Below are 25,905 nucleotides of genomic sequence, written 5' to 3' on the forward strand. Positions count from 1 at the left end.
ATCCCTTGACAAACCCGAATCATGTTGTCGCAGAGGAGTATTCGCCCGAATTCCGGCTCAGTCGAGCAGGTCACGCACCACGGCGTCGGCCAGCAACCGGCCGGCGTCGGTCAGCGCCAGGCGCTGCTCGACCAGCCGCAGCAAGCCCGCCGCCACCGCGGCATCGGCCCGCCGCCGCTCGGCGGGATGCAGCACCGCGACCGGCAGTCCGTCGCGCAGCCGGATCCGCAGCAGCACCTGCTCGACGTGCCGGTCGGTCTCCCCGAGTTCCTCGAAACCGGCCACCGGCGCCGCGCCGGAGGCCAGCGCCTCGGCGTAGCCGTTGGGGTGTTTGACGTTCCACCAGCGCAGCGCCCCGACGTGGCTGTGCGCGCCGGGGCCCGCACCCCACCACTGCCCGCCGTTCCAGTAGCCGAGATTGTGCCGGCATTCGCCGCCGGGCCGGCTCCAGTTGGACACCTCGTACCAATCCAGCCCCGCCGCGGTCAGCCGGGCGTCAAGCAGCTCGTAGCGGTCGGCCACCACATCGTCGTCGACGGCGGGCATCTCGCCGCGGCGCACCCGACGGGCCAGCGCGGTGCCGTCCTCGACCACCAGCGCGTACGCCGAGACGTGGTCGACGTCGGCGGCCAGCACCGCGTCGATCGAGCGGGCCAGGTCGTCGTCGGTCTCCCCCGGGGTGCCGTAGATCAGATCCAGGTTGACGTGCGCAAAGCCGGCCGACCGGGCCTCCAGCGCGGCGGCCGGGGCCCGGCCCGGGGAATGCACCCGGTCCAGCAGCCGCAGCACGTGCGGGGCCACCGACTGCATGCCGAGCGACACCCGGGTGTAGCCGGCCGCCCGCAGCGCCCCGAAGAACGCCGGGGAGGTGGACTCCGGATTGGCCTCGGTGGTCACCTCGGCGTCGCCGGCCAGCACAAAGTGCGTCCGCACCGCGGCCAGCACGTCGGCCAGCCCGGCGCCGCCGAGCAGCGAGGGGGTGCCGCCGCCGACGAAGACGGTGTCGAGAACCGGCACACCGCCGGCGGCGTCGAGCCGCCCGGCGGCCAGCTCCAGCTCGCGGCGCAGCGCCTCCAGCCAGCCGGCCGGGGTGTTGCCGGCCGGGGTGTCGCCGCCGGCCGCGGCCAGCTCGCCCGGGGTGTAGGTGTTGAAATCGCAGTAGCCGCAGCGCGCGGCGCAGAACGGCACGTGCAGATAGAGGCCGAACGCCCCACCCGGGGCCGGCGCCAGCGGCGGCAGCGCGGGTGCGGTCATGCCCGCCAGTCTCCCAGACCCGGCCACCGGCGCCCGGCCGGCGACGGTCCCGATGAGCCTGCTCACCCAGATTGGCAGGTGAGAGGCACTCCGTGGCACAATGAGCGGGTGTCCGCCGTAATCAGCCGAGCTCCCGGGGCTGTCTTGACGCTGCGCCGGCACGTCGATCACATGCGCATCACCAGCTGTTGCTGTCAGCGTTACCGCTGATCCCGGAAGAGCCGCACACACCGCCCGAGTAGCTGGCACCCCGGATCCGCGCTGCCGGATCAGCCCCGATCGCGAGCGCGTTTTCCGCATGCCAGCCCCCAACAAAGGGAGCACACATGACCGACACCGTTTCCCGGCCCGCCCGGCCGGCCCGTACCCGCGACGAGGCCCAGTGGGCCGTGAGCGGCCAGGAACCGCAGAACCACGTCGAGGAGTTCAAGCGCGAGGACGACGCCCTCAACGTCCGCGACCGCATCCTCAACGTGTACTCCAAGCAGGGTTTCGACTCGATCACCATGGACGACCTGCGCGGCCGGTTCCGCTGGATGGGCCTGTACACCCAGCGCGCCGAGGGCTATGACGGCACCTTCACCGGCGACGACAACGCCGACCTGCTGGAGGCGCCGTACTTCATGATGCGGATCCGCACCGACGGCAAGGCGCTGTCGACCCGGGCGCTGCGCACCATCGGGCAGATCTCCATCGACTTCGCCCGCGACAGCGCGGACATGACCGACCGGGAGAACATCCAGTACCACTGGCTGCGGATCGAGGACATCCCCGAGGTTTGGCGCCGACTCGAAGAGGTCGGGCTGCAGACCATGGAGGCCTGCGGCGACTGCCCGCGCGGCATGCTGGGCTCCCCGCTGGCCGGCGATTCCCTCGACGAGGTGCTCGACGCCTCCCCCGCGCTCGACGAAATCGTCCGCCGCTTCGTCGGCAACCCGGCGTTCTCGAACCTGCCGCGCAAGTACAAGACCGCGGTCTCGGGCCTGCAGGACGTCGCGCACGAGATCAACGACGTGTCGTTCATCGGGATGAACCATCCCGAGCACGGCCCCGGCCTGGACGTCTGGGTCGGCGGCGGGCTGTCGGTCAACCCGATGCTGGCCCAGCGGCTCGGCGTCTGGGTTCCGCTGGATGAGGTGCCCGAGGTCTGGGAGGGCATCACCAGTGTCTTCCGCGACTACGGTTACCGCCGGCTGCGGTCCAAGGCCCGGATGAAGTTCCTGGTCAAGGACTGGGGCGTGGAGAAATTCCGCGAGGTGCTGGAGACCGAATACCTGCACCGCAAGCTGATCGACGGCCCCGCCCCGGAGCGGCCCGCGCACACCATCGACCACGTCGGCGTGCAGCGGATCAAGAACGGCCTCAACGCCGTCGGCGCCACCGCGATCGCCGGCCGGGTGACCGGCACCGTGTTGACCAAGCTCGCCGACCTCGCCGAGGCCGCCGGGTCGGACCGGATCCGGTTCACGCCGTACCAGAAGGTGATCATCCTCGACGTCGCCGACGACAAGGTGGAGGCCCTGACCGCCGGCCTCGATGAACTCGGGCTGTCCACCCGCCCGTCGAACTGGCGCAAGAACCTGATGGCCTGCACCGGCATCGAGTACTGCAAGCTGTCCTTCGCCGACACCCGGGGCCGCGCGCAGTACCTGGTGCCGCAGCTGGAGGAGCGGCTGGCCGACCTCAACGCCACCCTGGACGTGCCGGTCACCGTCGGCCTCAACGGCTGCCCGAACTCCTGCGCCCGGATCCAGGTCTCCGACATCGGGTTCAAGGCGCAGATGGTCGACGAGGGCAACGGCCCAGAGGAGGGCTTCCAGGTGCTGCTGGGCGGCAGCCTGGGCCGCGACAGCGGGTTCGGCCGCAAGCTGCGCGGACACAAGGTGCTTGCCAGCGAGCTGGTCGACTACATCGAGCGGGTGGTGCGCAACTTCACCGTGCAGCGCACCGACGGCGAACGGTTCGCCCAGTGGGCGGTTCGGGCCGACGACGAAGCGCTGCGCTGATGTCGCCCGAGGCCGAGCTGCGCGCCATCGCCGACCGCGGGGCGGCCGAGCTGGCCGGGGCCAGCGCCGAGGAACTGCTGCGCTGGACCGACGCGACGTTCGGCCCGGGCGCCGCCGCCGTCGACCCGGCCCGCTCCGGGTATCTGGTGGCGTCGAACATGCAGGACGCGGTGCTGGTGGAGATGGCCGCCCGGGTTCGGCCCGGGGTGGACATCCTGTTCCTGGACACCGGGTACCACTTCGCCGAGACGATCGGCACCCGCGACGCCGTCGAGACCGTCTACGACGTGCACATCGTCAACGTCACCCCGGAGCTCACGGTGGCCGAGCAGGACGACCGGCACGGCCGCGAGCTGTTCGCCCGCGACCCGGCCGCGTGCTGCCGGATGCGCAAGGTCGAGCCGCTGTCCAAGGCACTGCGCGGCTACGCCGCCTGGGTGACCGGGATCCGCCGGGTGGAGGCGCCGACCCGCGCCAACGCCCCGCTGATCTCGTTCGACGAGGGCTTCGGGCTGGTGAAGATCAACCCGCTGGCCGCCTGGTCCGACGAGCAGATGCAGGACTACATCGACGCCCACGGGATCCTGGTGAACCCGCTGGTCGACGAGGGCTACCCGTCGATCGGGTGCGCGCCGTGCACGGCCAAGCCGGCGCCCGGGGCCGACCCGCGCAGCGGGCGCTGGGCCGGGCAGGCCAAGACCGAATGCGGCCTGCACGTCTCGTGAGATCACCCGCACTGGTGCTGACCGCGCACGGCAGCGCCGACCCGCGCTCGGCCACGGTCACCCACGCGGTGGCCGGCCGGATCCGCCGGCTGCGCCCGGACCTCGACGTCCGGGTGGCGTTCTGCGAGCAGAACGCCCCGAACCTCACCGAGGTGCTGGCCGGGCTCGACGGCCCGGCGGTGGTGACCCCGCTGCTGCTCGCCGACGCCTACCACGCCCGGGTCGACATTCCGGCCCTGATCGCGGCCTCCGGCGCGGCCGACGTGCGCCAGGCCCCGGTGCTGGGCGCCGACCCGGCCCTACTGGCGGTGCTGCGGCAGCGTCTCACCGACGCCGGGGTGTCCCGGCACGACGCCGAGGTGGGGGTGATCGTCGCCGCGGTCGGCTCCTCGCACCCGCGGGCGAACGCCCAAACCGCACTGATCGCCCAGGCGGCCGGCAGCGGAACCCGTTGGGCGGCAAGCACGGTCGCGTTCGCGACCCGGCCGGACCCGTCGCTCGCGCAGGCCGCGGCGCGGCTGCGGGCCGCCGGCGCGCGGCGGCTGGTGATGGTGCCGTGGTTTCTGGCGCCGGGCCGGATCACCGACCGGGTCGCCGAGTTCGCCGACGCGCACCGGATCGCGATGGCCGAGCCGCTCGGCGCCCACAATCTGGTCGCCGCCACCGTGCTGGACCGCTACGAGGTGACGGTCGGCGCCGACGTCACCGTCTGAACCTCACCGGCGATCGGCGGCACCCGGGTGGCCCGCACGTAGACGCTCTCGCCCGCCTTGATCTGCATCGCCTCGGCGTCGCCGCGGGTGATCTGCGCGATGAACGGTGCGCCGGTCAGCGCGCTGGTCATCTCCACGCGCACCTCGAAGCCCAGGTACACCACCCGGTCCACCACCGCCCGGGTGACCCCGGCGCTCTGCGCGGTCCCGTCGCTGGCTGCGATCGCCAGCTCGGGGTTGCGCCCGACCCGGATGTCGTGCGGGCGGACCAGCACCCCGTTGAGCGAGGACACCGTGCCCAGAAAGCCCATCACGAAGGCGTTGGCGGGGGTGTCGTAGACCTCGGCGGGTGAGCCGACCTGCTCGACCCGGCCCTTGTTCAGCACCGCGATCCGGTCGGCCACGTCGAGCGCCTCGGCCTGATCGTGGGTGACCAGCACCGTGGTGACGTGCACTTCGTCGTGCAACCGGCGCAGCCAGGCCCGCAGGTCGTCGCGAACCTTGGCGTCCAGCGCTCCGAACGGTTCGTCGAGCAGCAGCACCTCGGGGTCCACCGCCAGCGCGCGGGCCAGCGCCATCCGCTGCCGCTGGCCGCCGGAGAGCTGGCTGGGGTAGCGGGTCTGGAAGCCGGCCAGCCCCACCACCTCCAGCAGGTTGTCCACCTTTTCGGCGACCTCGGCCTTGGGACGCTTGCGGATCTTCAGGCCGAAGGCGACGTTCTCCCGCACGGTGAGGTGCTTGAACGCGGCGTAGTGCTGAAAGACGAACCCGATCCCGCGTTTCTGCGGCGACACCCCGGTGACATCGCGGCCGTTGATGGTGATGGTGCCCGAATCCGGGTGGTCCAGCCCGGCGATCGCGCGCAGCAGCGTCGATTTACCCGAGCCGCTGGGCCCCAGCAGCGCCGTCAGCGACCCGTGCGGAACCACGAAGTCGACGTTGTCCAGCGCGGCGAAGCCGCCGTAGTGCTTGTTGGCACCGGTCACCGTGATCGCGTGCGGCGCGGCAGCGGCGTGCTGTGCGGCAGCGTCGTGCTGCGCGGCAGCGTCGTTCTTTCCTGTCATCGCTCTCTCCTGTGACCGAGCCCTATTTTGCGGCGCTCTTGCGGCGGGCGTCCAGAATGATCTGCACCACCAGCACCAGTACCGCGACCGCCATCAGCAGCGTGGACAGCGCGTAGGCGCCGTACTCGTTGCCGAGGTTGTAGCGGTCGGCAACCAGCAGCGTCAGGGTCTGCGACTGACCGGGAATGTTCGAGGCGACCATGATCACCGCCCCGAATTCACCGAGCGTGCGGGCCACCGTCAACACGATGCCGTAAGTCAGGCCCCACCGGATCGACGGCAGGGTGATCCGCCAGAAGGTCTGCCACCAGGTGGCCCCCAGGGTGGCGGCCGCCTCCTCCTGATCGGTGCCCAGTTCGTGCAGCACCGGCTCGACCTCGCGGATGACGAACGGCACGGTGACGAAGATCGACGCCAGCACGATGCCCGGCAGCCCGAAGATGATCTTGATGCCGAAGTCGTTCTCCACGAAGCCGAGCAGGCCGGAGGAGCCCCACAGCAGGATCAGCGCCACGCCGATCACCACCGGTGACACCGCGAACGGCAGGTCGATCACCGCCTGCAGCAGCGGCTTGCCGCGAAACCGGTTGCGCGCCAGCACCAACGCCGTCGGCACCCCGAAGACGACGTTGAGCGGCACCACGATCGCCACGACCAGCAGGGTGAGCTGCAGCGCCGAGATCGCCGCCGGGGTGGTGATCCAGTCCCAGAACTGCCCGAGCCCGGGCTCGAAGGTGCGCCACAGGATCAGCCCGACCGGGACGACCACCAGCACCCCGATGTAGCACAGCGCGGTGCAGCGCAGCAGCAGTCGCACCGCCGGCGACGGCGTCACCGCGCCAGCTCCTCGCGACGCGCGGCCCGCGAACCGATCGCCCGCAGCACCAGCAGCACCGAGAACGAGATGCTCAGCAGCACGATCGAGATGGCCGCCGCGCCGGTGCGGTCGTCGTTCTCGATCAGCGCCCGGATCCACTGCGAGGACACCTCGGTCTCGCCGGGGATCGCGCCGCCGATCAGCACCACCGAGCCGTACTCCCCGATCGCCCGGGAGAACGCCAGCCCGGCCCCGGACAGCAGCGACGGCAGCAGCGCGGGCAGCACCACCTTCGCGAAGATCACCCGGCCGTTGGCGCCCAGCGAGGCGGCGGCCTGCTCGACCTCGCGGTCCAGCTCGATCAGCACCGGCTGCACCGACCGGACCACGAACGGCAGGGTGACGAACAGCAGCGCGATCCCGATGCCCCAGCGGGTGTGCTGCAGGTGCAGCCCGACCGGGCTGCCGGGACCGTACAGCGCCAGCATCACCAGGCTGGCGACGATGGTGGGCAACGCGAACGGCAGGTCGATGACGGCGTCGACCAGGCGTTTGCCGGGGAAGTCGTCGCGGGTCAGCACCCAGGCGACCAGCAGCCCGAACACCGTGTTGATCAGCGCCACCGCGACCGACACCGACAGCGTGACCTTGAAGGATTCGACCGCGGCGGTGGAGGTGACCGCGGCCCAGAACGCCGGCCAGCCCCCCTTGGCGGACTGCCAGACGATGGCCGCCAGCGGCAGCAGCACGATCACCGACAGCCACAGCGTGGCCGCACCGACCCGCAGCGAGGTGCCGCCGCGGCGCACCGCGCGGCCGGGCACCGGGATCGGCGGCCCGGCGGCGGCCTCGGTGCCGGTCATCCGGTGGCTTTCTTATAGATCCCGGCGATGGTGCCGTTCTCCTTGTCGAACAGCGCCGGATCCACCACGTCCCAGCCACCGAGATCCTCGATGGTCCACAGCCGCTGCGGCATCGGGAAGTCCCGGCTGAACTCCCTGGCGATGGTGGGATCGACCGGCCGGAACCCGGCCTCGGCCCACAGTCGCTGACCCGCCTCGGTGTAGAGGTAGTTGCGCAGCGCGACCGCCTGCTTCTGGTGCAGGCCGGTGCTGATCACCGCGACCGGGTTCTCGATCTTGAAGTTCTGCTCCGGGATCAGGTAGTCGACGGCGTCACCGCGGCGCTTGGTGTGGATGGCCTCGTTCTCGTAGCTGATCAGCACGTCCCCGGTGCCGCGCAGAAAAATGTCGGTGGCCTCGCGCCCGGAGGCCGGGCGGGTCCGGACGTGCTCGGTGACCAGGGCGGTGATGTAGTCCAGGCCGGCCCGCGGGTCGGCGCCGCCGCGACTTTTCGCCGCGTACGGCGCCAGCAGATTCCACTTCGCCGAACCCGAGCTCAGCGGGCTGGGGGTCACCACCTCCACCCCCGGCGCCAGCAGGTCGTCCCAGCCGCGGATGTTCTTGGGGTTGCCGGGCCGCACCACCAGCGCGACGACCGAGCCGAACGGGATGCCGCGGGTCACCCCGGAGTTCCAGTCGGCGGCCACCTTGTCGGCCTTCACCAGCCGGGCGATGTCGGGTTCGACGGAGAAGTTGACGATGTCGGCGCTCTTGCCGTCGACGACGGAGCGGGACTGGTCGCCGGAGGAGCCGTAGGAGGTGGTGACGCCGACGCCCTGGCCCTCCGGCGTCGCGGCGAAGGCCGGGATGATCGTGCTCCAGCCGGGCTCGGGCACCGCGTAGGCGACCAGCGTCAGCATCGTCTCGGCGTCGCCGCGACCGCCGCCGGGCACGTCACTGGCGCCGCCGCCGCAGCCCGCGAGCAGGGTTGCCGCGGCGGCGAGTGCGACGGCGATGCGCCGTCGGGGGGCGATCCGGGCTGGGGTCATGCGGACAGGCCTTCCGGTGGTCTGGGCGGGGACCGTCGCGGTCCCGCGGGCACGGAAGGGTGAGGGTGGCTGCGGCGCCGCGCACCGGGCATCGCCGTCACCCGACCGTGCGGTCAGGTTCAGCGGCAACAGGAGAAGTCGGCAACGACGAGGGCCTGCGGGCCCGCGCGGTGATCTGCCGATTGCATGGGCCGAAGATTACCAGAGCGTCGCGGGCCGCGCGGAGTCCGCGCTGTCCCGTCGATCCGCTGGTCAACAGCTGATCAACCAGGCCACCACGACCAACAGGAGCAGGGCGATCAGGGCCAGGGTGACCCGGGACCGGGGCATGCCATTCACGACCGAGGCACCTTCCGTCGACCGGATGCTGTGCAGCAACCGGATGCCATTACCGAGGGCGACGTCCGCCAGCACCGCCAGCCCGTAGGCCAGCGCCAGCACCACCGGCATCACGACGACGACCTGCAGCAGGAAACCGCGGCCGGTCAGCCACAGCTCGACGCCGTCCCACCAACTCACAATGCCGCCCATCACGGTCCACCCTACGATCCGGGCACAACCGGGCGCTGCCCGGCCGCTGGGCTGGACGCCATCGGGCCGACAACCGATCATGAAGTGATGAGCGCAGACACCGAGACCCGACCGGTCAACGACGACGGGGCCGAACAGATCAACGGTGTTCCCGGCGTGATCCCGGGGTTGGTGCCGGACGACCAGTCCGCCGGACCGACCCGGCACCCCTTCCCCCCGATCGCCGACTACGGCTTCCTGTCGGACTGTGAGAACACCTGCCTGGTGTCCTCGGCCGGCTCGGTGGAGTGGCTGTGTGTGCCGTGCCCGGACTCCCCCAGCGTCTTCGGATCGATCCTGGACCGCAGCGCCGGGCACTTCCGGCTTGGCCCGCACGGGGTGACGGTGCCCTCGGCGCGGCGCTATCTGCCCGGCGGGCTGATCCTGGAGACCACCTGGCAGACCCATACCGGCTGGCTGGTGATCCGCGAGGCGCTGGTGATGGGCCCCTGGCACGACCTGGAGTCCCGGTCCAAGACACACCGCCGGACCCCGATGGACTGGGACGCCGAGCATGTCCTGCTGCGCACGGTGCGCTGCGTGTCCGGCACCGTCGAGTTGACGATGAACTGCGAGCCCGCCTTCGACTACGCCCGCATCCCGGCGGTCTGGGAGTACTCCGGTCCGGCCTACGGGGAGGCCGTGGCCCGGGCCGCCCGCCATCCCGAGCAGCACCCGCAGCTGCGGCTGACCACCAACCTGCGGCTGGGCATCGAGGGGCACGCCGCCCAGGCCCGCACCCGACTCAGCGAGGGCGACCAGATCTTCGTCGCGCTGGGCTGGTCGGATCACCCGGCGCCGCAGACCTACGAGGAGGCCGCCGCGCGGATGTGGCGGACCGCCGAGTGCTGGCGGCAGTGGATCAACATCGGCGACTTCCCCGACCACCCGTGGCGGTCCTATCTGCAGCGCAGCGCGCTGACGCTGAAGGGGCTGACCTATTCACCGACCGGCGCGCTGCTGGCCGCCGCCACCACGTCGCTGCCCGAGACGCCGCAGGGCGAACGCAACTGGGACTACCGCTACGCCTGGATCCGCGACTCCACCTTCGCGCTGTGGGGCCTGTACACCCTGGGCCTGGACCGCGAGGCCGACGACTTCTTCGCGTTCATCGCCGACGTGTCCGGGGTCAACAACGGCCAGCGGCACCCACTGCAGGTGATGTACGGCGTCGGCGGCGAACGCAGCCTGGTCGAGGAGGAGTTGCCGCACCTGTCCGGCTACGACCACGCCCGGCCGGTGCGAATCGGCAACGGTGCCTACAACCAGATCCAGCACGACATCTGGGGCACCATGCTCGATTCGCTGTACCTGCACACCAAGTCCCGCGATCAGGTGCCGGCCAGCCTGTGGCCGATCCTCAGGGAGCAGGTCGAGGAGGCGATCAAGAACTGGCGCAAACCCGACCGCGGCATTTGGGAGGTGCGCGGCGAGCCGCAGCACTTCACCTCCAGCAAGATCATGTGCTGGGTGGCGCTGGATCGCGGCGCCAAGCTCGCCGAACGCCAGGGTGAGAAGAGCTACGCCCAGCAGTGGCGGGCCATCGCCGCCGACATCAAGGACGACATCCTGGCCAACGGTGTCGACGCCCGCGGCGTGCTGACCCAGCGCTACGGCGAGGATGCGCTGGACGCGTCGCTGCTGCTGGCGGTGTTGACCCGATTCCTGCCGCCGGAGGATCCGCGGATCCGGGCCACCGTGCTGGCCATCGCCGACGAACTCACCGAGGACGGCCTGGTGCTGCGGTACCGGGTGGAGGAGACCGACGACGGCCTCTCCGGTGAGGAGGGCACCTTCACCATCTGCTCGTTCTGGCTGGTGTCGGCGCTGGTGGAGATCGGCGAGTTCCACCGCGCCAAGCACCTGTGCGAGCGACTGCTCGGCTTCGCCAGCCCGCTGCACCTGTACGCCGAGGAGATCGAGGCGCGCACCGGCCGGCATCTGGGCAACTTCCCGCAGGCCTTCACCCACCTGGCGCTGATCAATGCCGTCGTGCACGTGATCCGCGCCGAGGAGGCCGCCGCGACCGACCACGCCGGGGTGTTTCAGCCGGCCCACCCGCCGTCGTAGCCGCGCGCACCCGCTCCCGGGCACCCGCCCATCACCGGCCCTGCGGGCCTGTGATGCAGTAGTAGCCGGAGCGCCGCTGCGGGACCGAGGCAGTGGAGACGTTGCCGAAGCGAAGGGATCGAGGGTCGATGAGCAGGATTTACGACAACGTCACCGCATTGGTCGGACGCACTCCGCTGGTGCGGCTGAATCGGGTCGCCGAGGGTCTGGGCGCGCAGGTCGTCGCCAAGCTCGAGTTCTACAACCCCGCCAACAGCGTCAAGGACCGGATCGGGGTGTCCATCATCGACGCGGCCGAGCGCTCCGGCGCGCTGCGCCCCGGCGGCACGGTCGTCGAGGCGACCAGTGGCAACACCGGTATCGCGCTGGCGATGGTGGGCGCCGCCCGCGGCTACCGGGTCATCCTGACCATGCCCGACACCATGTCCATGGAGCGCCGGGCCATGCTGCGGGCCTTCGGCGCCGAGATCGTGCTGACGCCCGGGTCCGAGGGCATGACCGGCGCGGTGAACAAGGCCCGGGCGATCATCGCCGAGACCGAGAACGCGGTGGCCGCCGACCAGTTCGCCAACCCGGCCAACGCCGAGATTCACCAGCAGACCACCGGCGAGGAGATCTGGGCCGACACCGACGGCGCGGTGGACATCTTCGTGGCCGGCATCGGCACCGGCGGCACCCTCACCGGCGTCGGCCGCGCGCTCAAGGCCCGCAAGCCCGGCGTGCAGATCGTCGGGGTCGAGCCCAAGGATTCGGCGATCCTGACCGGTGGAGCGCCCGGACCGCACAAGATCCAGGGGCTGGGCGCGAACTTCGTGCCCGAGGTGCTCGACCGCTCGGTCTACGACGAGATCGTCGACGTCGACGCCGACGACGCCATCGCGGTGTCCCGCGACCTGGGTACCCGGGAGGGCATCCTGGGCGGCATCTCGGCGGGCGCCAACGTGTGGGCGGCGCTGCAGCTTGCCGGCCGGCCGGAGAACGCCGGTAAGCTCATCGTGGTTATCATCCCGGACTTCGGCGAGCGGTACATCTCCACCGTTCTGTTCGACCACATCAGGGAGTGAATCGGATGTCTCTGCTGTCCGTGCTGCGGGAAGACCTGCAGAACGCGCGCAGTCACGACCCCGCCGCCCGCGGCGATCTGGAAAACGCCCTGGTCTATTCCGGCCTGCACGCCATCTGGAGCTACCGGGTGGCGCACCGACTGTGGGCGGTCCCGGCGCTGCAGGGGCTGGCCCGGGTGCTGTCGCAGCTGACCCGGTTCGCCACCGGCATCGAGATCCACCCCGGCGCCAGCATCGGCCGCCGGTTCTTCATCGACCACGGTATGGGTGTGGTGATCGGCGAGACCACCGAGATCGGTGACGACGTGATGATCTACCACGGCGTCACCCTCGGCGGGCGCAGCCTGAACAAGGGCAAACGCCATCCGACGCTGGGCAATCGCGTCACCGTCGGTGCGGGCGCAAAGGTGCTGGGCCCGCTGACCATCGGCGATGACAGCGCGGTCGGCGCGAACGCCGTGGTGACCCACCATGTGCCGGCCGAGTCGATCGCCACCGGCATCCCCGCGACGGTGCGGCACCGCACCGAGCAGCAGCGGGAGCCGGCCGTCGACCCAACCTCTTACATCGACCCGGCAATGTATATCTGAGCCCAATTGGTACAGCCGAGCCCAATTGGTACAGCTGAGCCGGATTGGCACAGCCGAGCCGGATCAGGCCGGCGCGGTGGGCGATTCGGGGTTGGCCGGGCGCGCGTAGCCGGGCAGCCCCAGGGCCAGCTCGGCGAACACCGCCTCGTTGAGCCGGAACGCCACCTTCACCTCATCGACGATCCGGGCGGCAACGTCGGCCGGCAGGTCCAGCGCGTCCAGTCGGGCGCGGTAGGCGTCCTTGTACGGCTTGGGCTTCGGGATCTGCGGGAAGTCGTAGAACGCCAGGCCGGCGCCGTCGAGTGCGAAGATCCGGTTCAGCGTCTTGCCGATCGCCCGGCCGCCGGACAGGTCACCCAGGTAGCGGGTGTAGTGGTGGGCCAGCAGCGCCCCGCCCCAGTCGGCGTCCCGCAGCCGGTCCGCGTAGGCCGCCGCGGCGACGCTGGTGGTTTCCAGCGGTTGCCCCGGCGCCCAGTGGTCCAGGTCGGCCTCCAGCGCGGCGCGCCGCTCCAGCGCGGGGTCATAGACCGCGGCGACCAGCGGATCATCGCGGTGCGCGAACACCGAGTCCTCCAGCGCGACGTAGACGGTGTGCAACCGGCGCAGGTAGGCGGCGTAGCCGGCCTCGTTGACCCGGCCGGCCAACAGTTCGGTGACAAAGCCGGAGTTCTCGGCGGACTCGTGCTCGGCGCGGGACCCCGTGCGCAGCGCGGCCGACAGCGGCTGCTGGGCGGATGCTGCGGTGATCGTCATCGGCGGCGCCACTACTTCTTGGCGCCCTTGTCAGCGGCCGCGTCGGTGGACAGCGCGGCGACGAAGGCCTCCTGCGGGACCTCGACCCGGCCGATGGTCTTCATCCGCTTCTTGCCTTCCTTCTGCTTCTCCAGCAGCTTGCGCTTGCGGCTGATGTCACCGCCGTAACACTTGCTCAGCACGTCCTTGCGGATCGCCCGAATGTTCTCCCGGGCAATGATTTTCGAGCCGATGGCGGCCTGCACCGGGACCTCGAACTGCTGACGAGGGATGAGTTCCTTGAGCTTGGTGGTCATCTTGTTGCCGTAGCCGAACGCCGAATCCTTGTGCACGATCGCACTGAACGCGTCGACGGCCTCGCCCTGCAGCAGGATGTCGACCTTGACCAGCGCCGCCGCCTGTTCGCCGGCCTCCTCGTAGTCCAGGCTGGCGTAGCCGCGGGTGCGGGACTTCAGCGAGTCGAAGAAGTCGAAGATGATCTCGCCCAGCGGCATGGTGTAGCGCAGCTCGACGCGCTCGGGCGACAGGTAGTCCATCCCGCCGAGCTCACCGCGGCGGGACTGGCACAGCTCCATGATGGTGCCAATGAACTCGCTGGGCGCGATGATCGTGGTCTTGACCACCGGTTCGTAGACGGTGCCGATCTTGCCCTCCGGCCAGTCCGACGGATTGGTGACGATCAACTCGGTGCCGTCGTCCTTGATCACCCGGTAGACCACGTTCGGCGAGGTGGAGATCAGATCGAGGCCGAACTCACGTTCCAGCCGCTCGCGGGTGATCTCCATGTGCAGCAGCCCCAGGAAGCCGCAGCGGAAGCCGAAGCCCAGCGCCACCGAGGTCTCCGGCTCATAGGTCAGCGCGGCGTCGTTGAGCTGCAGCTTGTCCAGCGCGTCGCGCAGGTTCGGGTAGTCCGAACCATCCACCGGGTACAGCCCCGAGTACACCATCGGCTTGGGCTCGCGGTACCCGGTCAGCGCCTCGGTGGCACCGTGGCGCGCCGTGGTGACGGTGTCGCCGACCTTGGACTGCCGGACGTCCTTCACCCCGGTGATCAGGTAGCCGACCTCCCCGACGCCCAGGCCCTTGGACGCCTTCGGCTCGGGCGAGACGATGCCGACCTCGAGCAGTTCGTGGGTGGCCCCGGTGGACATCATCGCGATCCGCTCGCGCGGGGTGATCTTGCCGTCCACGACGCGGACGTAGGTGACCACGCCGCGGTAGATGTCGTAGACCGAGTCGAAGATCATCGCCCGGGCCGGGGCGTCGGCGTCGCCGGTCGGCGCGGGCACCTTACGGACCACCTCGTCGAGCAGTTCGGCCACCCCCACGCCGGTCTTGCCGGAGACCCGCAGCACATCGGTCGGCTCGCAGCCGATGATGTGCGCCAGCTCGGCGGCGTAGCGCTCCGGGTCGGCGGCGGGCAGGTCGATCTTGTTGAGCACCGGGATGACGGTCAGGTCGCGGTCCAGCGCGAGATACAGGTTGGCCAGCGTCTGCGCCTCGATGCCCTGGGCGGCGTCGACCAGCAGCACCGCGCCCTCGCAGGCCTCCAGCGCACGGGACACCTCGTAGGTGAAGTCGACGTGACCGGGGGTGTCGATCAGGTGCAGCACGACCTCCTCGCCGGCCTGCTCGCCGGCCTGCACGGTCCACGGCAACCGCACGTTCTGCGCCTTGATGGTGATGCCGCGCTCGCGCTCGATGTCCATCCGGTCCAGGTACTGGGCGCGCATGGAGCGGTCGTCGACGACCCCGGTGAGCTGCAGCATCCGGTCGGCCAGGGTGGATTTGCCGTGGTCGATATGCGCGATGATGCAGAAGTTGCGAATCTGCGCCGGCGCGGTGAAGGTCTGGTCGGCGAAACTGCTGATGGGAATCTCCTGCTCAGGCGGGCGTCGTGCTGACCTACAGCGTATCCAGCCGGCGCGCCGCCGGCATAACGCGGCTAGTCTGAGTGCCATGGCATCGCAATGGAAGGCGATGCAGCGATTCGCCGAGCGTCTGGTGTTCGACGGGGCTCCCCGGCTCATCAAGCAATTGCAGGACCCGGCCCAGCTGCAGCGCAACGTTCGGCTCGGGCTGCAGCAGACCGCCGTACAGGCCCTGACGATCGGCATCGACGCGCTGGCCGCGTCGGCCCTCGAGCGGCCCGTCGCGCTCACCGCGGGCCGACCGGTCTCCCGCACCCTGGTGCCCACCGCGCACCGGGCCCGGCGGGTGGCCTACGCCCCCGACCTCGACGGCCGGGCCGATCCCGGCGAAGTGGTGTGGACCTGGGTGGTCTTCGAGGACGATCCGAGCCGCGGCAAGGACCGCCCGGTGCTGGTCGTCGGCCGGGACCGCGACACCCTGCTGGGGTTGATGCTCTCCAGCCAGGACCACCACGCCGACGATCCCAACTGGGTGCCGATCGGCGCCGGTTCCTGGGACTACGACGGCCGGCCCAGCTGGGTGCGGCTGGACCGGGTGCTCGACGTCCCCGAGGAGGGCATTCGGCGCGAGGGCGCCATCCTGGACCGGGTCAGGTTCGACACCGTCGCGGTGCGACTGCGCGCCGAATACTCCTGGTCCTGATCGGCTCCGCCCGGGTCCCGATCGCTATCCCTGGGTGATGTAGGCGTGCAGGTGTTCCTGGGCGGACTGCAGTTCCTCCAGCCGCGCCTTGACGACGTCCCCGATGCTGACGATGCCGGCCAGCCGGCCGTCGACCAGCACCGGGATGTGCCGGACCCGGTTGTTGGTCATCAGCTCGGAGAGCTCATCGACCGAGGACTCCATCCCGCAGCTGGCCACCACCGCGGTCATGATCTGGGCGACCGGAACGCCGAGCACCTCGGGCCCGTGCTCGTGCATCCGGCGCACCACGTCGCGCTCGGAGACGATCCCGGCGATCACCCCGGCCGAGCCCACCACCACCATCGCCCCGATGTTCTGTTCGGCCAGCCCGGCCAGCAGCTCGCGCACGGTGGCCTCCGGGCGCACCGTTGCGACGCCGGAGCCCTTGTTTCGCAGCACGTCTGAAATACGCATCGCCACCTCCGAAGTGTGATCCGGTTCACACCAGGGTAGGTCGAATCGAAGCTTTCCGAAAGCCCGTCCCCGCGCACCGGCGCCGTCGGGCCCGGCCCGCGACCACGGCCACATCCGGGCGATCACAGCCGCGCCCGGTCAGGCCAGCCGGGTGATTTCGACCATCACGTCCAGGTCGGTGGACCCCTCGCCGGAATAGATGCCCTTGAGCGGGGTGACGTCGGCGTAGTCGCGGCCGGTGCCGACGGTGGCGTGGCTCTGCCCCTCGACGGTCTCCCCATCACCGCATCGGGGTGCGGGTGCAGATAGCCCGACACCTAGCGGGCCAGGATGCCCATGCTGCGCAACAGGATCAACGTCAGGTGCGCGTAGTCCTGACAGACCGTTGCGGCGCGGTGGACGATGCTCGCGGGCTCACGGCGAATATGTTTCGGCGCAGGCCAGAAGCCTCAATTGGGCAGATCTCCGCCCGGCTGATAACCTGAACAACCGCTGCCCGTTTATCCGGGCGCCCGTATGCAACCCAGCTGAAATTCGCAAAGGAACTCACGCGTGGCCAACATCAAGTCGCAGCAGAAGCGCATCAAGACCAACGAGCGCCGCCGTCTGCGCAACCAGTCGGCGAAGTCTTCCCTTCGCACGGCTGTCCGTGGCTTCCGCGAGGCCGTCGATGCCGGCGAGAAGGACAAGGCCGCCGAGCTGCTGGTGTCGACCAGCCGCCAGCTCGACAAGGCTGCCAGCAAGGGCGTCATCCACAAGAACCAGGCCGCCAACAAGAAGTCCGCGCTGGCCCTGGCGCTCAACAAGCTCTGAGCCCCGGCTCCCGATAGGCCCCGCACCCGGGGCCTGGCACCGGCTCCCGGATCATCCGGTGGGCCGGTTTTCGGTTGTCGCGGCCCTCAGCGCTGCCCGCCGGCCGCCAGCTCGGCGACCCGGCGCACCGCCCGTTCCAGCGCGTAGTCGGCGTCGGCGGCCGCGCCCTTGACCTCGGCGTTGAGCGCAGCGACCAGCCGGATCGCCTCGGCGACGCTGTCCCGCGACCAGCGCCGGGCCTGCTGCTGCGCCTTCTTCACCCGCCACGGCGGCATGCCGATCTCCGAGGCCAGCCGGAACGGGTCGCCCCGGAGCGGACCGACCCGCGCGATCACGTGCACCGCCTCGGCCAGCGCATCGGCCAGCACCACCTGCGCCTCCCCGGCGAGCATCGCCCACCGCAGCGCCTCCGCGGCCCCGGCCACGTCGCCGGTGACCGCCATATCGGCGATGTCGAAGCCGCGCACCTCGGCCTTACCACTGTGGTAGCGCCGCACGGAGGCGGCGTCGACGCGGCCGTCGGTGTCGGCGACCAGCTGCGAGCAGGCCGCCGCCAGTTCCCGGATGTCCGAGCCCAGCGCGTCGAGCAACGCGGTGACGGCGTCGTCGGGAACCTTCACCTTCAGCGCCCGGAACTCCGCGCGCACGAACGCGGCGCGGTCGTCGGGCTTGGTGATCTTCGCGCACGGGTGCACCTCGGCGCCGAGGTCGCGCAGCGTGCTGGCCAGTGTCTTGGCCCGCCCGCCGCCGGAATGCACGACGACGAGCTCGGTGCCCGCGGGCAGGTCGGCGGCGGCCTGCGCGACCAGCGCGGCGGACTCCTTGCCGGCCTCCCCCGCGGCCTCCAGCACGACGACGCGCTCGTCGGCGAACAGCGACGGGCTGAGCAGTTCGGCGAGCTCGCTGATGCTGACCTCACCGGCCCGCAGCCGGTCCACCGGCACGTCGGGGGTGCCGGCCCGGTCCCGGGCCCCGCTCAGCACCCGGGCGACCGCCCGCTCGACGAGCAGCTGCTCCTCCCCGAGTACCAGATGCAGACCGGGGACCTGTTGACTCACCCCGCGATCGTGTCACGGCGTCCCGACAGCGCTCACACCCACCCGGCCACCGTCGCGGCGGCCAACACCACGCCGGTCGCGCCCACCGCCCGGGCCAGCCCGAGCCGCCGCCAGGCCAGCACCCCGGCCGCGGTGGCCAGTGCCACCAGGGCGAATCCGGCCGGCCCGGCGGGCACCGCGACAACCGCGCCGGGGACGGCGGCGGCGTGCCGGGCGACCCACAGCAGCGCCCACAGCAGCGGGCCGGTGAGCCGGATCAGCAGGTCCGCCGCCGGCGGCGACAGCCCGGTCAGCGCGGCCGCCGCGGTCCCGAGCACGGTGATCGGCGCGACGGCGGCGGTGACGGCGATGTTGGCGGCGACGGCGACCAGGCTCAGGGTGCCCATCGCCGCGGCGACCAGCGGCGCGGTGCACAGCTGAGCCGCCGCACACACGGCCAGCGCATCGGCCAGCGGTTTGGGCCAGCCGCGCGCGGTCAGCCGTCGCGACCAGGCCGGCGCGATCAGCACCAGCGCGGCCGTCGCAACCGTGGACAGCGCGAAGCCGATGTCCACGGCCAGGTGCGGCGCCACCGCCAGCAGCACCAGCACCGCGGCGGCCAGCGCGGGCAGCGCCTGCCTGCGCCGCGCCGTCAGCACCGCCAGCAGCCCGATCGATCCCATCACCGCGGCCCGCAGCACGCTGGCGCTGGGCTGCACGATCAGCACAAACCCCGCCAGCGCAGGCACCGCGGCCAGCACCGCCGTCCGGGGCCCGGCCACCCCGGCGGTCAGCAGCACCGCGCCGCACACGATGGTGACATTGGCACCGGAGACGGCCATCAGATGCAGCAGTCCCGCGGCCCGGAACTCGGCGACCCGCACCCCGGAGACCGCCGAGGTGTCACCGAGCACCAGGGCCGGCAGCACCGTCGCCTGATCACCGGGCAGGGCGCGGCGACAGGCCAGCGCGAAGCGGTCGCGGACCCGCTGGGCGAACCGCTGGGCCGGGGGTGCCCGGCCGGCTGTCGGGGTGCCGGCGACGGTCAGCACGGCCACGGTCAGGTCCGCGCGCATCGGCCGGGAAACCCGGGCCCGGAACGCCAGCGGCTGGCCCACCCCGTATTCGGCGAACGCCGCGGGCGCGAACACGGTGACCCGGCCGCCGGCGGCCGCGCCGCCGACCTCGCGCACCGTCGCCGGGATCAACAGCCGGGCGCCGCCGACCACGCGCGGGCTCTCCGAGGGCACCACCGTCACCGCGACGGTCTGACCGATCCGCCGGGTCAGCGGATGCTCGGCGATGGCGTCGGTGCGCAGCGTGACGGCGACCGCGAAGCCGGCCGCCACCGCGGCCGCGGCCGCCACCGCCCCGGCGATCGTCCGGCAGCCGGTGCTGCGCCGGCGCAGCACCAGGCAGCCGGGCACCAGCGCCGCCGCACCTATCGCCAGCACCGGCCCGCAGGACCACCGGATCCCCGCCGCGGTGACCGCCCACCCGGCCAGCGCGGCGGGCAGCAGCCGCACATCCAGCGCGGGCTCCCGGCCGTCCGGCGGCGGCGGGTCGGCGCGCGCCGGCGCGAGAGCGGTCACACCCGGACGAGGTCGCGCAGCCGGGACAGCCGGGCATCACCGATACCGTCCACCTCGGCGAGCTGGTCGACGCTGGCGAAGCCGCCGTTGGCCTCCCGCCAGGCGATGATCGCCGCCGCGGTCACCGGCCCGACGCCGGGCAGGGCGTCGAGCTCCTGGCTGCTGGCGGTGTTGAGGTTGACCGGCGCCGCCGGCGCCGTGGGCTTGGCCGGGGACCTGGGCTTGGCCGGCGTTTCGGGGGTGGTGCCCGGCGGTCCGGCCGGCGGTCCGGCCGGCGGGCCGGCGCCGACCGAGCTGCCCAGCGCGGCGGGGTGCCCGGGCGCCGCGGCGATCCCGACCAGCACCTGTTCACCGTCGGCCAGCCGGCGGGCCAGGTTCAGCCCGGTGGTGTCGGCCTTGGCCACCGTGCCGCCAGCCGCCGACAGCGCGTCGGCGACCCGGGCGCCGGGTGCGAGGGTCACCAATCCCGGGGTGTTCACCAGGCCGACGACGCTGACCACGATCGGGCCCTCGGGCGCGGCGCTGGTCCCCGGCGCGGAGCGCGGCCCCGGCGCGGCGGTGTCGGCCACCGGGGCGACCGGGGGCAGCTTGGCCGAGGACACCGGTGGGGTGTCCTCGCCCAGCAGGGTGAACACCGTCACCAGCACCGCCAGGGCCGCCACCGCGCCGAGCGCGATCAGCCCGGCCCGGCCCGGGTCCGCGCGCACCGACGCCAGCCACCCGGGATTCTCCGAGGTGTCCGGAAGCCAGTGCGGCAGCAGGGATCTCGGATCGTCGTCACCGGGTCCGGCTGCCGTGTCGGGGTCGGCTGTGGTGTCGAGTTCGGCCGCGACGTCGAGTTCGGCGCAGCCCGGCAGCGGGATCGGCGCGGTGTCGACGTCCGCACTCACCGGGGAGCCGGCGAGCCCGAGCCGCCGGCGCAGCCGGTCCGCGGTGGAGTCGGTCATGCCCCGACGCTAGGCCGACGGCGACGCGGCGCACCGCCGCCGGCGGGCGGGCTGTGCATGGATGCCGCGCTGTGCACAGCGCGCCGTGGTCAGCGCGCCGTAGTCAGCGCGCCGTGGTCAGCCCGCGGTGCTGACCACGACGCCCAGCGCCCCGGCGCCGACGTGCAGGCCCAGCACCGGACCGAGGTCGGCGATCAGCGCGGGCGGGCAGCCGGGGAGCCGCTCGGCCAGCGTCGCCGCGAGTTCGGCGGCCCCGTCGGGGTTCGCCACGTGATGCACCGCGAGGTCGGCGGGCCGGTCCCCGGCCAGCTCGCAGACCCGGTCGACCATGGTGGCGATCGCCCGGCTCGCGGTGCGGACCCGTTGTGCCAGCACGAGTTTGCCGTCCTCGACCTTGAGCAGTGGTTTGAGCGCCAGTGCGGTGCCCAGCCAGGCCGCGGCGCCGCCGATCCGGCCGCTGCGGCGCAGATTGTCCAGCCGCTGCACCACGATGAACCCGTGCGTGCGCGCCGCGACCGCCTCCGCCGCCGCGGCAACGGTGTCCAGGTCGGCGCCGGCGGCCGCGGACCGGGCCGCGGCCAGCACCGCGAAACCGGTTCCCATCGCGGTGGACCGGGAATCGAAGACCCGCACCCCGGCGCCCAGGTCGGCGGCGGCCAGGTCGGCCGCCGCGCAGGTGCCCGACAGCAGCCCGGACAGGTGCACCGCCAGCACGCCGTCCCCGGCACTGTCGGCCAGCGCCGCCCGGTAGGCCGCGGCCAGGTCGGCGGGGCTGGCCCCGGCGGTCGAGGCGTGCCGGTCGTAGATGTCTTCGGGGATCGGGTCGACGCCGTCGCTCAGGTCGGTGTTGTCGAGCAGGATGTGCAGCGGAACCACCCGGATGCCGTTTCCGGCGGCCAACTCCGCGGACAGTCCGGCCGAGGAGTCCGTGACGACGACGACGGTCATGGCTCAGTCGTCGCCGGGCACTGCGACTCCGGCCAGGCCCAGCGCCGTGAGCACCCGCGCGGCGACCGCGTCGTGCCCCTCGAAGTTCCAGTGGATCCCGTCCGGGTTCCCGCGGCCGGCGAAGATGTGCTCGGCGACCGCGGCCTTCAGATCGACCAGTGGCACGTCGTGTTCGGCACTCCAGTCGCTGATCGCGGCGACGGTGTCTGAGCGCCAGCGATGCGATCGGCCGTAGCTGTCGGCGATGTGCACGCTCGGCAGTGCGGCGACGACGGGAATCCCCGGCCGGTTGAAATCAATTGCGGCGCGGGTCATTTCGAGATATTCCGCGGTCAGGTGCGGCGGCAGCGCGGGCCGGGCCAGCGGCGAGAATCGCGGCTGCGCCCAGCCGTAGCCGTCGCGCACCCAGCGCCGCAGCCACGGCGGGCGGACGTAGCGGATCAGTTCGCGCACCGCGGTGGGCAGCGGCGAGGGCAGCGAATCCATCCCGCTGGTGGCGAAGATGACCGCCCCGGCGCGCGGCAGCGCGGCCCAGGACCGCGGGTCCTGGGTGGCCGCCCACCAGACGTCGCGGCTGGTCCAGCCGATCCGGCCGATCAGCTCCAGGTCCCAGCCGAGGCGCTCGGCGACCTGGTTCGGCCAGATCCGCGGGTCGTCGGACGGCAGCCCGCCGGTGGGTCCGTAGTAGGACAGCGAATCGGCGAAAACCAGCAGGGTGGGCCGCGCCGCGGACGGCGTGGGGTCAGCGGACGGCGTGGGGTCAGCGGACGCCATCGGTTCAGAGGACATCGTTGGCCACCTGCGCCGAGGCGTTCCAGACGTCGAGGCGCCAGGCGATGTCGTCGATCGCGGCCGGGTCACCGCCGACGGCGGTGTGCCCGGACAGCTGCACCCAGCTGGCGTTGCCCATGCTGCCCAGCGCCGGCCAGTTGTCCACCGGCAGCCGCAGCAGCCCGGCGGTCAGCGCCGCGATCAGCCCGCCGTGAGCCACCAGCACCACCGGCCGGTCCACGTCGTCGCGGCCCCACTGCGGCTGGGCGCCGACCAGCTCGGTCACCAGCGGAAGCACCCGTCGGGCGACGTCGACGCGGTTCTCCCCGCCGTGCGGCGCCCAGCGGGCGTCGGCACGCCAGGCCAGCCGCGCCCCGGGGGCCGCGGCGTCGACCTCCAGGTGGGTCAGGCCCTGCCAGTCCCCCAGATGGGTCTCGCGCAGCCGCGGGTCGATGGCCACCGGCTGCCCGGTGCGTTGACCGAGCGCCAGCGCGGTGTCGTGGGCCCGGCGCAGGTCCGAGGAGACGATGGCGATGGGCTGGCGCTTGGCCAGCACCGCGGCGACGGCCTCGGCCTGGGCCCGGCCCAGATCGGTCAGGTCGGTGTCGAGCTGGCCCTGCATCCGGCTGTCGGCGTTGAACTCGGTCTGACCGTGCCGCAGCAGCACGAGCCGACGAATCGTCATTCCCCGCCGTCCTCTGCGGCAGCGTCCGCTGCCCCGCCGCCCTCGGGTTCGGCCGGCACATCCTCGACGTCGACCGGCACCGTCGGGCAGTCCTTCCACAGCCGGTCCAGGCCGTAGAACTCGCGCTCCTCCTCGTGCTGGATGTGCACGACGATGTCGATGTAGTCCAGCAGCACCCAGCGGCCCTCCCGGGTGCCCTCCCGCCGGGCGGGCTTGTAGCCGGCCCGACGCATCTTCTCCTCGACCTCGTCGAAGATGGCGTTGACCTGCCGGTCGTTGCGGCCGGTGATGACGACGAACAGGTCGGTGATGGCCAGCTGCTCGGAGACGTCGATGACGACGATGTCGGTGCCGAGCTTGCCGGCCGCCGCGCGGGCGGCGACGGTGGCCATCGCCACGGCCTCGGGGGTGGCGCTCACTTGGTCTCCTCTTCGGGGATGGCGGGGTCGGCGCCCCGGGTGCGGTAGAGCCCGCGTTTGGACACGTACTGCACGACGCCGTCGGGCACCAGGTACCAGATCGGCCGGGAGTCGGCGGCGCGCCGCCGGCAGTCGGTGGACGAGATCGCCAGCGCCGGCACCTCGACCAGGGTCAGCGCGTCGGCGGGTAGTTCGGCCATCGCCTCGATGATGTGTTTGCCGCTCAGCTCGAAGCCGGGGCGGCTGACCCCGACGAAGCGGGCCATGGTGAACAGCTCTGCCCAGTTCTGCCAGGACAGGATGGCGCCGAGCGCGTCGGCGCCGGTGATGAAGAACAGCTCGGCGTCGGGGTGCTGGGCCCGCAGGTCGCGCAGGGTGTCCTTGGTGTAGGTCGCCCCGCCGCGGTCGATGTCGGCGCGGCTGACCGAGAACCGCGGGTTCGACGCGGTCGCGATGACGGTCATCAGGTAGCGGTCCTCGGCGGCGGTGACCCGGCGGCCGTGCTTCTGCCAGGGCTCGCCGGTGGGCACGAAGACCACCTCGTCCAGCTCGAAGCGGTCGGCCACCTCGCTGGCCGCGACCAGGTGGCCGTGGTGGATGGGATCGAAGGTCCCGCCCATCACCCCGAGCCTGCGTCGCTGTTTTCGCACGGTAGAGCAGCCTACTGGAGCCGGGATCGGTTCCTGCCGAACCGTCAGACCGGCAGCAGCCCGTCGATGACGGCGGCCAGCTGCTTGGCCGACCGGCACTCGTGCATCGGCAGCAGTTCGGCGTAGCGGGGCGCCGCGGAATCCCCGCTGCCCCACAGGTGCGCCGGTTCGGGGTTGAGCCAGTGCGCGTGCCGGCTGGCGGTCACCAGGTGCGCCAGCGCCCCCAGCTGCGGGTCCCGGTAGTTGGTCCGGCCGTCCCCGAGGATCAGCAGCGAACTGCGCGGTGAGAGCACCTGGTGGAAGTTGTCGGTGAACGAGGTGAACGCGTGCCCGTAGTCGCTGTGCCCGTCGCGGGTGTAGACGCCGGCCTCGCGGGTGATCCGCTGCACGGCGACGGCCAAGTCGGCCTCCGGCCCGAACAGGTGGGTCACCTCGTCGGTGGTGTCGATGAACGCGAACACCCGGACCCGGGAGAACTGCTGGCGCAACGCGTGCACCAGCAGCAGGGTGAAGTGGCTGAAGCCGGCGACCGAGCCGGACACGTCGCACAGCACGACGAGTTCGGGGCGGGCCGGGCGCGGCTTGCGCAGCACCACCTCGATCGGCACCCCGCCGGTGGACATCGACCGGCGCAGCGTCTTGCGCAGATCGATCTGCCCGGCGCGATGCCGGCGACGCTTGGCGGCCAGCCGGGTGGCGAGCATCCGGGCCAGCGGCGCGACGGTCTTGCGCATCTGCCGCAGTTGTTCGCCGGAGGCGCGCAGGAACTCGACGTTTTCGGACAGTTCCGGGATGCCGTAGGTGGCGACGTGCTCGCGGCCCAGCTGTTCGGCGGTGCGGCGCTTGGTCTCGGACTCCACCATCTTGCGGACCGCGGTGATGCGTTGGGCGGCAACGGCCTTGGCCAGTTCCTGCTGGGTCGGGGTGGGCGCGTCGCCGTACTGGGCGAGCAGCCCGGCCAGCAGTTTGCCCTCCAGTTCCTCCAGCGCCATCGCCCGCAGCGTCTGGTAGGAGGAGTACGACGGCCCGCGGCCGGACTGGTATTTGCCGTGCGCCTCGATGATCGCGGCGATCATCGCCAGCAGCCGGGAGTCCATCTCGGCGAGATCCTCGTTGGCCAACAGCAGGTCCGCCAGCATGGCGCGCATCGCCTCGAGGTCCTCGACCGGCAGCGCGGCGGGCCGGTCCTCGGCGTCGTCGTCGCCGGGCTCCTCGAGCACCATCCGCTCCCCGATCGCGGCCGGCCACCACAGGTCGAACAGCGCGTCGTAGGTGTCGCGGTGGTCGGCGCGGCGCAGCACCGCGCAGGCCAGGCCCTCGCGCAGCACCTCCCGGTCGCCGAGCCCGATGGTGGCCAGCACCCGCCCGGCGTCCACCGTCTCCGACGGACCGACGGCGATGCCGCGCCCGCGCAGCGCCTCGACGAATCCGACCAGGTGGCCGGGCAGCCCGTGCGGGGCGGCCGGTTGGGCGGGGCGAATGCGGCGGGCCGTCAT

Annotated in this window: 25 protein-coding genes and 2 pseudogenes; 8 read left to right on the top strand and 19 right to left on the bottom strand. The window is 71.9% G+C overall.

Translation table 11 applies throughout. The features are described 5' to 3' along the window. Window positions 1–57: 57 nt before the first annotated feature. Window positions 58–1,254 (bottom strand): radical SAM family heme chaperone HemW, encoded by a 1,197-nt coding sequence (gene hemW / locus G6N10_RS07195; protein WP_085100467.1) that lies wholly within the window; start codon window positions 1,252–1,254, stop codon window positions 58–60. 326 nt (window positions 1,255–1,580) lie between these two features. Between hemW and G6N10_RS07200 the strand changes: the two genes are divergently transcribed. Genes G6N10_RS07200 through G6N10_RS07210 form a run of 3 tightly spaced genes read left to right on the top strand, consistent with a single transcriptional unit; the run spans window position 1,581 to window position 4,698 of the window. Next, the gene (locus G6N10_RS07200) at window positions 1,581–3,260 is read left to right on the top strand and encodes a nitrite/sulfite reductase (protein ID WP_085100464.1); all 1,680 of its coding nucleotides are present in this window, start codon (window positions 1,581–1,583) and stop codon (window positions 3,258–3,260) included. Continuing rightward, the gene (locus G6N10_RS07205) at window positions 3,260–3,985 is read left to right on the top strand and encodes a phosphoadenylyl-sulfate reductase (RefSeq protein ID WP_085100461.1); all 726 of its coding nucleotides are present in this window, start codon (window positions 3,260–3,262) and stop codon (window positions 3,983–3,985) included. The genes G6N10_RS07200 and G6N10_RS07205 overlap by 1 nt, the downstream gene beginning before the upstream one ends. After that, window positions 3,964–4,698 (top strand): sirohydrochlorin chelatase, encoded by a 735-nt coding sequence (locus tag G6N10_RS07210; protein WP_085100458.1) that lies wholly within the window; start codon window positions 3,964–3,966, stop codon window positions 4,696–4,698. Before G6N10_RS07205 ends, G6N10_RS07210 begins: the two co-directional genes overlap by 22 nt. Here G6N10_RS07210 and G6N10_RS07215 read toward each other — a convergent pair. The 5 genes from G6N10_RS07215 to G6N10_RS07235 form a co-directional block, all read right to left on the bottom strand. Next, window positions 4,662–5,762, bottom strand: a complete 1,101-nt coding sequence (locus tag G6N10_RS07215; protein ID WP_085100455.1) for a sulfate/molybdate ABC transporter ATP-binding protein — start codon at window positions 5,760–5,762, stop codon at window positions 4,662–4,664. The genes G6N10_RS07210 and G6N10_RS07215 overlap by 37 nt on opposite strands. A gap of 22 nt (window positions 5,763–5,784) precedes the next feature. Continuing rightward, on the bottom strand, window positions 5,785–6,597 hold the full coding sequence (cysW, locus tag G6N10_RS07220; protein ID WP_085100452.1) for a sulfate ABC transporter permease subunit CysW: 813 nt from the start codon (window positions 6,595–6,597) through the stop codon (window positions 5,785–5,787). After that, the gene (cysT, locus tag G6N10_RS07225; RefSeq protein WP_085100449.1) at window positions 6,594–7,442 is read right to left on the bottom strand and encodes a sulfate ABC transporter permease subunit CysT; all 849 of its coding nucleotides are present in this window, start codon (window positions 7,440–7,442) and stop codon (window positions 6,594–6,596) included. The genes cysW and cysT overlap by 4 nt, the downstream gene beginning before the upstream one ends. Beyond that, complete coding sequence (locus G6N10_RS07230) at window positions 7,439–8,470, bottom strand: extracellular solute-binding protein (RefSeq protein WP_085100445.1); 1,032 nt, start codon at window positions 8,468–8,470, stop codon at window positions 7,439–7,441. The genes cysT and G6N10_RS07230 overlap by 4 nt, the downstream gene beginning before the upstream one ends. A 252-nt stretch (window positions 8,471–8,722) precedes the next feature. Further along, a complete protein-coding gene (locus tag G6N10_RS07235) occupies window positions 8,723–9,001 on the bottom strand; it encodes a hypothetical protein (protein WP_085100442.1) in 279 nt (92 codons plus the stop codon). 201 nt (window positions 9,002–9,202) lie between these two features. On the opposite strand from G6N10_RS07235, the pseudogene G6N10_RS07240 reads away from it, so the two are divergent. The 3 genes and pseudogenes from G6N10_RS07240 to epsC all read left to right on the top strand — a co-directional run. After that, window positions 9,203–11,110: pseudogene (locus G6N10_RS07240) on the top strand (glycoside hydrolase family 15 protein); the annotation flags it as partial. Window positions 11,111–11,238: 128 nt separating this feature from the next. Then, on the top strand, window positions 11,239–12,174 hold the full coding sequence (cysK, locus tag G6N10_RS07245) for a cysteine synthase A (RefSeq protein WP_085100436.1): 936 nt from the start codon (window positions 11,239–11,241) through the stop codon (window positions 12,172–12,174). A gap of 5 nt (window positions 12,175–12,179) precedes the next feature. Then, window positions 12,180–12,764 carry a serine O-acetyltransferase EpsC gene (gene epsC / locus G6N10_RS07250; protein WP_085100432.1) on the top strand — a complete coding sequence of 195 codons (585 nt, stop codon included), beginning with the start codon at window positions 12,180–12,182 and terminating at the stop codon, window positions 12,762–12,764. Between the two features lie 63 nt (window positions 12,765–12,827). Here epsC and G6N10_RS07255 read toward each other — a convergent pair whose 3' ends face one another. Beyond that, window positions 12,828–13,517 carry a biliverdin-producing heme oxygenase gene (locus G6N10_RS07255; protein WP_085100803.1) on the bottom strand — a complete coding sequence of 230 codons (690 nt, stop codon included), beginning with the start codon at window positions 13,515–13,517 and terminating at the stop codon, window positions 12,828–12,830. An 11-nt stretch (window positions 13,518–13,528) separates the two neighbouring features. Continuing rightward, on the bottom strand, window positions 13,529–15,478 hold the full coding sequence (gene lepA, locus G6N10_RS07260; RefSeq protein WP_179962822.1) for a translation elongation factor 4: 1,950 nt from the start codon (window positions 15,476–15,478) through the stop codon (window positions 13,529–13,531). Here lepA and G6N10_RS07265 point away from each other — a divergent pair. Further along, window positions 15,477–16,091 (top strand): type II toxin-antitoxin system PemK/MazF family toxin, encoded by a 615-nt coding sequence (locus G6N10_RS07265; protein ID WP_085100428.1) that lies wholly within the window; start codon window positions 15,477–15,479, stop codon window positions 16,089–16,091. The genes lepA and G6N10_RS07265 overlap by 2 nt on opposite strands. 24 nt (window positions 16,092–16,115) lie before the next feature. Here the strand turns inward: G6N10_RS07265 and G6N10_RS07270 are convergent, their stop codons facing one another. Together G6N10_RS07270 and G6N10_RS07275 are read right to left on the bottom strand one after the other, a co-directional pair. Beyond that, complete coding sequence (locus G6N10_RS07270; RefSeq protein WP_085100797.1) at window positions 16,116–16,547, bottom strand: CBS domain-containing protein; 432 nt, start codon at window positions 16,545–16,547, stop codon at window positions 16,116–16,118. 138 nt (window positions 16,548–16,685) lie between these two features. Further along, a pseudogene (locus tag G6N10_RS07275) lies at window positions 16,686–16,987 on the bottom strand (transglutaminase-like domain-containing protein); the annotation flags it as partial. A 112-nt stretch (window positions 16,988–17,099) separates the two neighbouring features. On the opposite strand from G6N10_RS07275, the gene rpsT reads away from it, so the two are divergent. Next, window positions 17,100–17,360 carry a 30S ribosomal protein S20 gene (gene rpsT / locus G6N10_RS07280; protein ID WP_085100423.1) on the top strand — a complete coding sequence of 87 codons (261 nt, stop codon included), beginning with the start codon at window positions 17,100–17,102 and terminating at the stop codon, window positions 17,358–17,360. Between the two features lie 86 nt (window positions 17,361–17,446). Here the strand turns inward: rpsT and holA are convergent, their stop codons facing one another. From holA to G6N10_RS07325, 9 genes are all read right to left on the bottom strand, one after another. After that, a complete protein-coding gene (holA, locus tag G6N10_RS07285) occupies window positions 17,447–18,418 on the bottom strand; it encodes a DNA polymerase III subunit delta (RefSeq protein ID WP_085100418.1) in 972 nt (323 codons plus the stop codon). A gap of 32 nt (window positions 18,419–18,450) precedes the next feature. Further along, a complete protein-coding gene (locus tag G6N10_RS07290) occupies window positions 18,451–19,923 on the bottom strand; it encodes a ComEC/Rec2 family competence protein (RefSeq protein ID WP_085100795.1) in 1,473 nt (490 codons plus the stop codon). A gap of 62 nt (window positions 19,924–19,985) precedes the next feature. Further along, entirely contained in the window at window positions 19,986–20,936 is a 951-nt protein-coding gene (locus G6N10_RS07295) for a ComEA family DNA-binding protein (RefSeq protein ID WP_085100414.1), read from the bottom strand. Between the two features lie 117 nt (window positions 20,937–21,053). Beyond that, window positions 21,054–21,884, bottom strand: a complete 831-nt coding sequence (locus tag G6N10_RS07300) for a DegV family protein (protein ID WP_085100411.1) — start codon at window positions 21,882–21,884, stop codon at window positions 21,054–21,056. Window positions 21,885–21,887: 3 nt separating this feature from the next. Next, entirely contained in the window at window positions 21,888–22,658 is a 771-nt protein-coding gene (gene octT, locus G6N10_RS07305; protein ID WP_085100409.1) for a diglucosylglycerate octanoyltransferase, read from the bottom strand. A gap of 4 nt (window positions 22,659–22,662) precedes the next feature. Further along, on the bottom strand, window positions 22,663–23,340 hold the full coding sequence (gpgP, locus tag G6N10_RS07310) for a glucosyl-3-phosphoglycerate phosphatase (RefSeq protein ID WP_085100406.1): 678 nt from the start codon (window positions 23,338–23,340) through the stop codon (window positions 22,663–22,665). Continuing rightward, on the bottom strand, window positions 23,337–23,759 hold the full coding sequence (gene rsfS, locus G6N10_RS07315; protein ID WP_085100403.1) for a ribosome silencing factor: 423 nt from the start codon (window positions 23,757–23,759) through the stop codon (window positions 23,337–23,339). Before rsfS ends, gpgP begins: the two co-directional genes overlap by 4 nt. After that, window positions 23,756–24,409, bottom strand: a complete 654-nt coding sequence (gene nadD / locus G6N10_RS07320; protein ID WP_263993358.1) for a nicotinate-nucleotide adenylyltransferase — start codon at window positions 24,407–24,409, stop codon at window positions 23,756–23,758. Before nadD ends, rsfS begins: the two co-directional genes overlap by 4 nt. Before the next feature lie 44 nt (window positions 24,410–24,453). Further along, a complete protein-coding gene (locus tag G6N10_RS07325; RefSeq protein WP_085100400.1) occupies window positions 24,454–25,905 on the bottom strand; it encodes a vWA domain-containing protein in 1,452 nt (483 codons plus the stop codon).

The organism is Mycolicibacterium fallax (assembly GCF_010726955.1).
GTDB classification, from domain to species: Bacteria; Actinomycetota; Actinomycetes; order Mycobacteriales; family Mycobacteriaceae; genus Mycobacterium; species Mycobacterium fallax.

Coding starts and splice junctions, on each gene's coding strand:
- G6N10_RS07230 (WP_085100445.1), bottom strand. CDS start 8,470: ATGACCCCAGCCCGGATCGCCCCCCGACGGCGCATCGCCGTCGCACTC.
- G6N10_RS07295 (WP_085100414.1), bottom strand. CDS start 20,936: ATGACCGACTCCACCGCGGACCGGCTGCGCCGGCGGCTCGGGCTCGCC.
- G6N10_RS07235 (WP_085100442.1), bottom strand. CDS start 9,001: ATGGGCGGCATTGTGAGTTGGTGGGACGGCGTCGAGCTGTGGCTGACC.
- G6N10_RS07255 (WP_085100803.1), bottom strand. CDS start 13,517: ATGACGATCACCGCAGCATCCGCCCAGCAGCCGCTGTCGGCCGCGCTG.
- G6N10_RS07210 (WP_085100458.1), top strand. CDS start 3,964: ATGCGGCCTGCACGTCTCGTGAGATCACCCGCACTGGTGCTGACCGCG.
- G6N10_RS07325 (WP_085100400.1), bottom strand. CDS start 25,905: ATGACGGCCCGCCGCATTCGCCCCGCCCAACCGGCCGCCCCGCACGGG.
- G6N10_RS07200 (WP_085100464.1), top strand. CDS start 1,581: ATGACCGACACCGTTTCCCGGCCCGCCCGGCCGGCCCGTACCCGCGAC.
- octT (WP_085100409.1), bottom strand. CDS start 22,658: ATGGCGTCCGCTGACCCCACGCCGTCCGCTGACCCCACGCCGTCCGCG.
- G6N10_RS07300 (WP_085100411.1), bottom strand. CDS start 21,884: ATGACCGTCGTCGTCGTCACGGACTCCTCGGCCGGACTGTCCGCGGAG.
- lepA (WP_179962822.1), bottom strand. CDS start 15,478: ATGGCACTCAGACTAGCCGCGTTATGCCGGCGGCGCGCCGGCTGGATA.
- cysK (WP_085100436.1), top strand. CDS start 11,239: ATGAGCAGGATTTACGACAACGTCACCGCATTGGTCGGACGCACTCCG.
- gpgP (WP_085100406.1), bottom strand. CDS start 23,340: ATGACGATTCGTCGGCTCGTGCTGCTGCGGCACGGTCAGACCGAGTTC.
- hemW (WP_085100467.1), bottom strand. CDS start 1,254: ATGACCGCACCCGCGCTGCCGCCGCTGGCGCCGGCCCCGGGTGGGGCG.
- G6N10_RS07205 (WP_085100461.1), top strand. CDS start 3,260: ATGTCGCCCGAGGCCGAGCTGCGCGCCATCGCCGACCGCGGGGCGGCC.
- G6N10_RS07265 (WP_085100428.1), top strand. CDS start 15,477: ATGGCATCGCAATGGAAGGCGATGCAGCGATTCGCCGAGCGTCTGGTG.
- epsC (WP_085100432.1), top strand. CDS start 12,180: ATGTCTCTGCTGTCCGTGCTGCGGGAAGACCTGCAGAACGCGCGCAGT.
- G6N10_RS07270 (WP_085100797.1), bottom strand. CDS start 16,547: ATGCGTATTTCAGACGTGCTGCGAAACAAGGGCTCCGGCGTCGCAACG.
- cysT (WP_085100449.1), bottom strand. CDS start 7,442: ATGACCGGCACCGAGGCCGCCGCCGGGCCGCCGATCCCGGTGCCCGGC.
- G6N10_RS07215 (WP_085100455.1), bottom strand. CDS start 5,762: ATGACAGGAAAGAACGACGCTGCCGCGCAGCACGACGCTGCCGCACAG.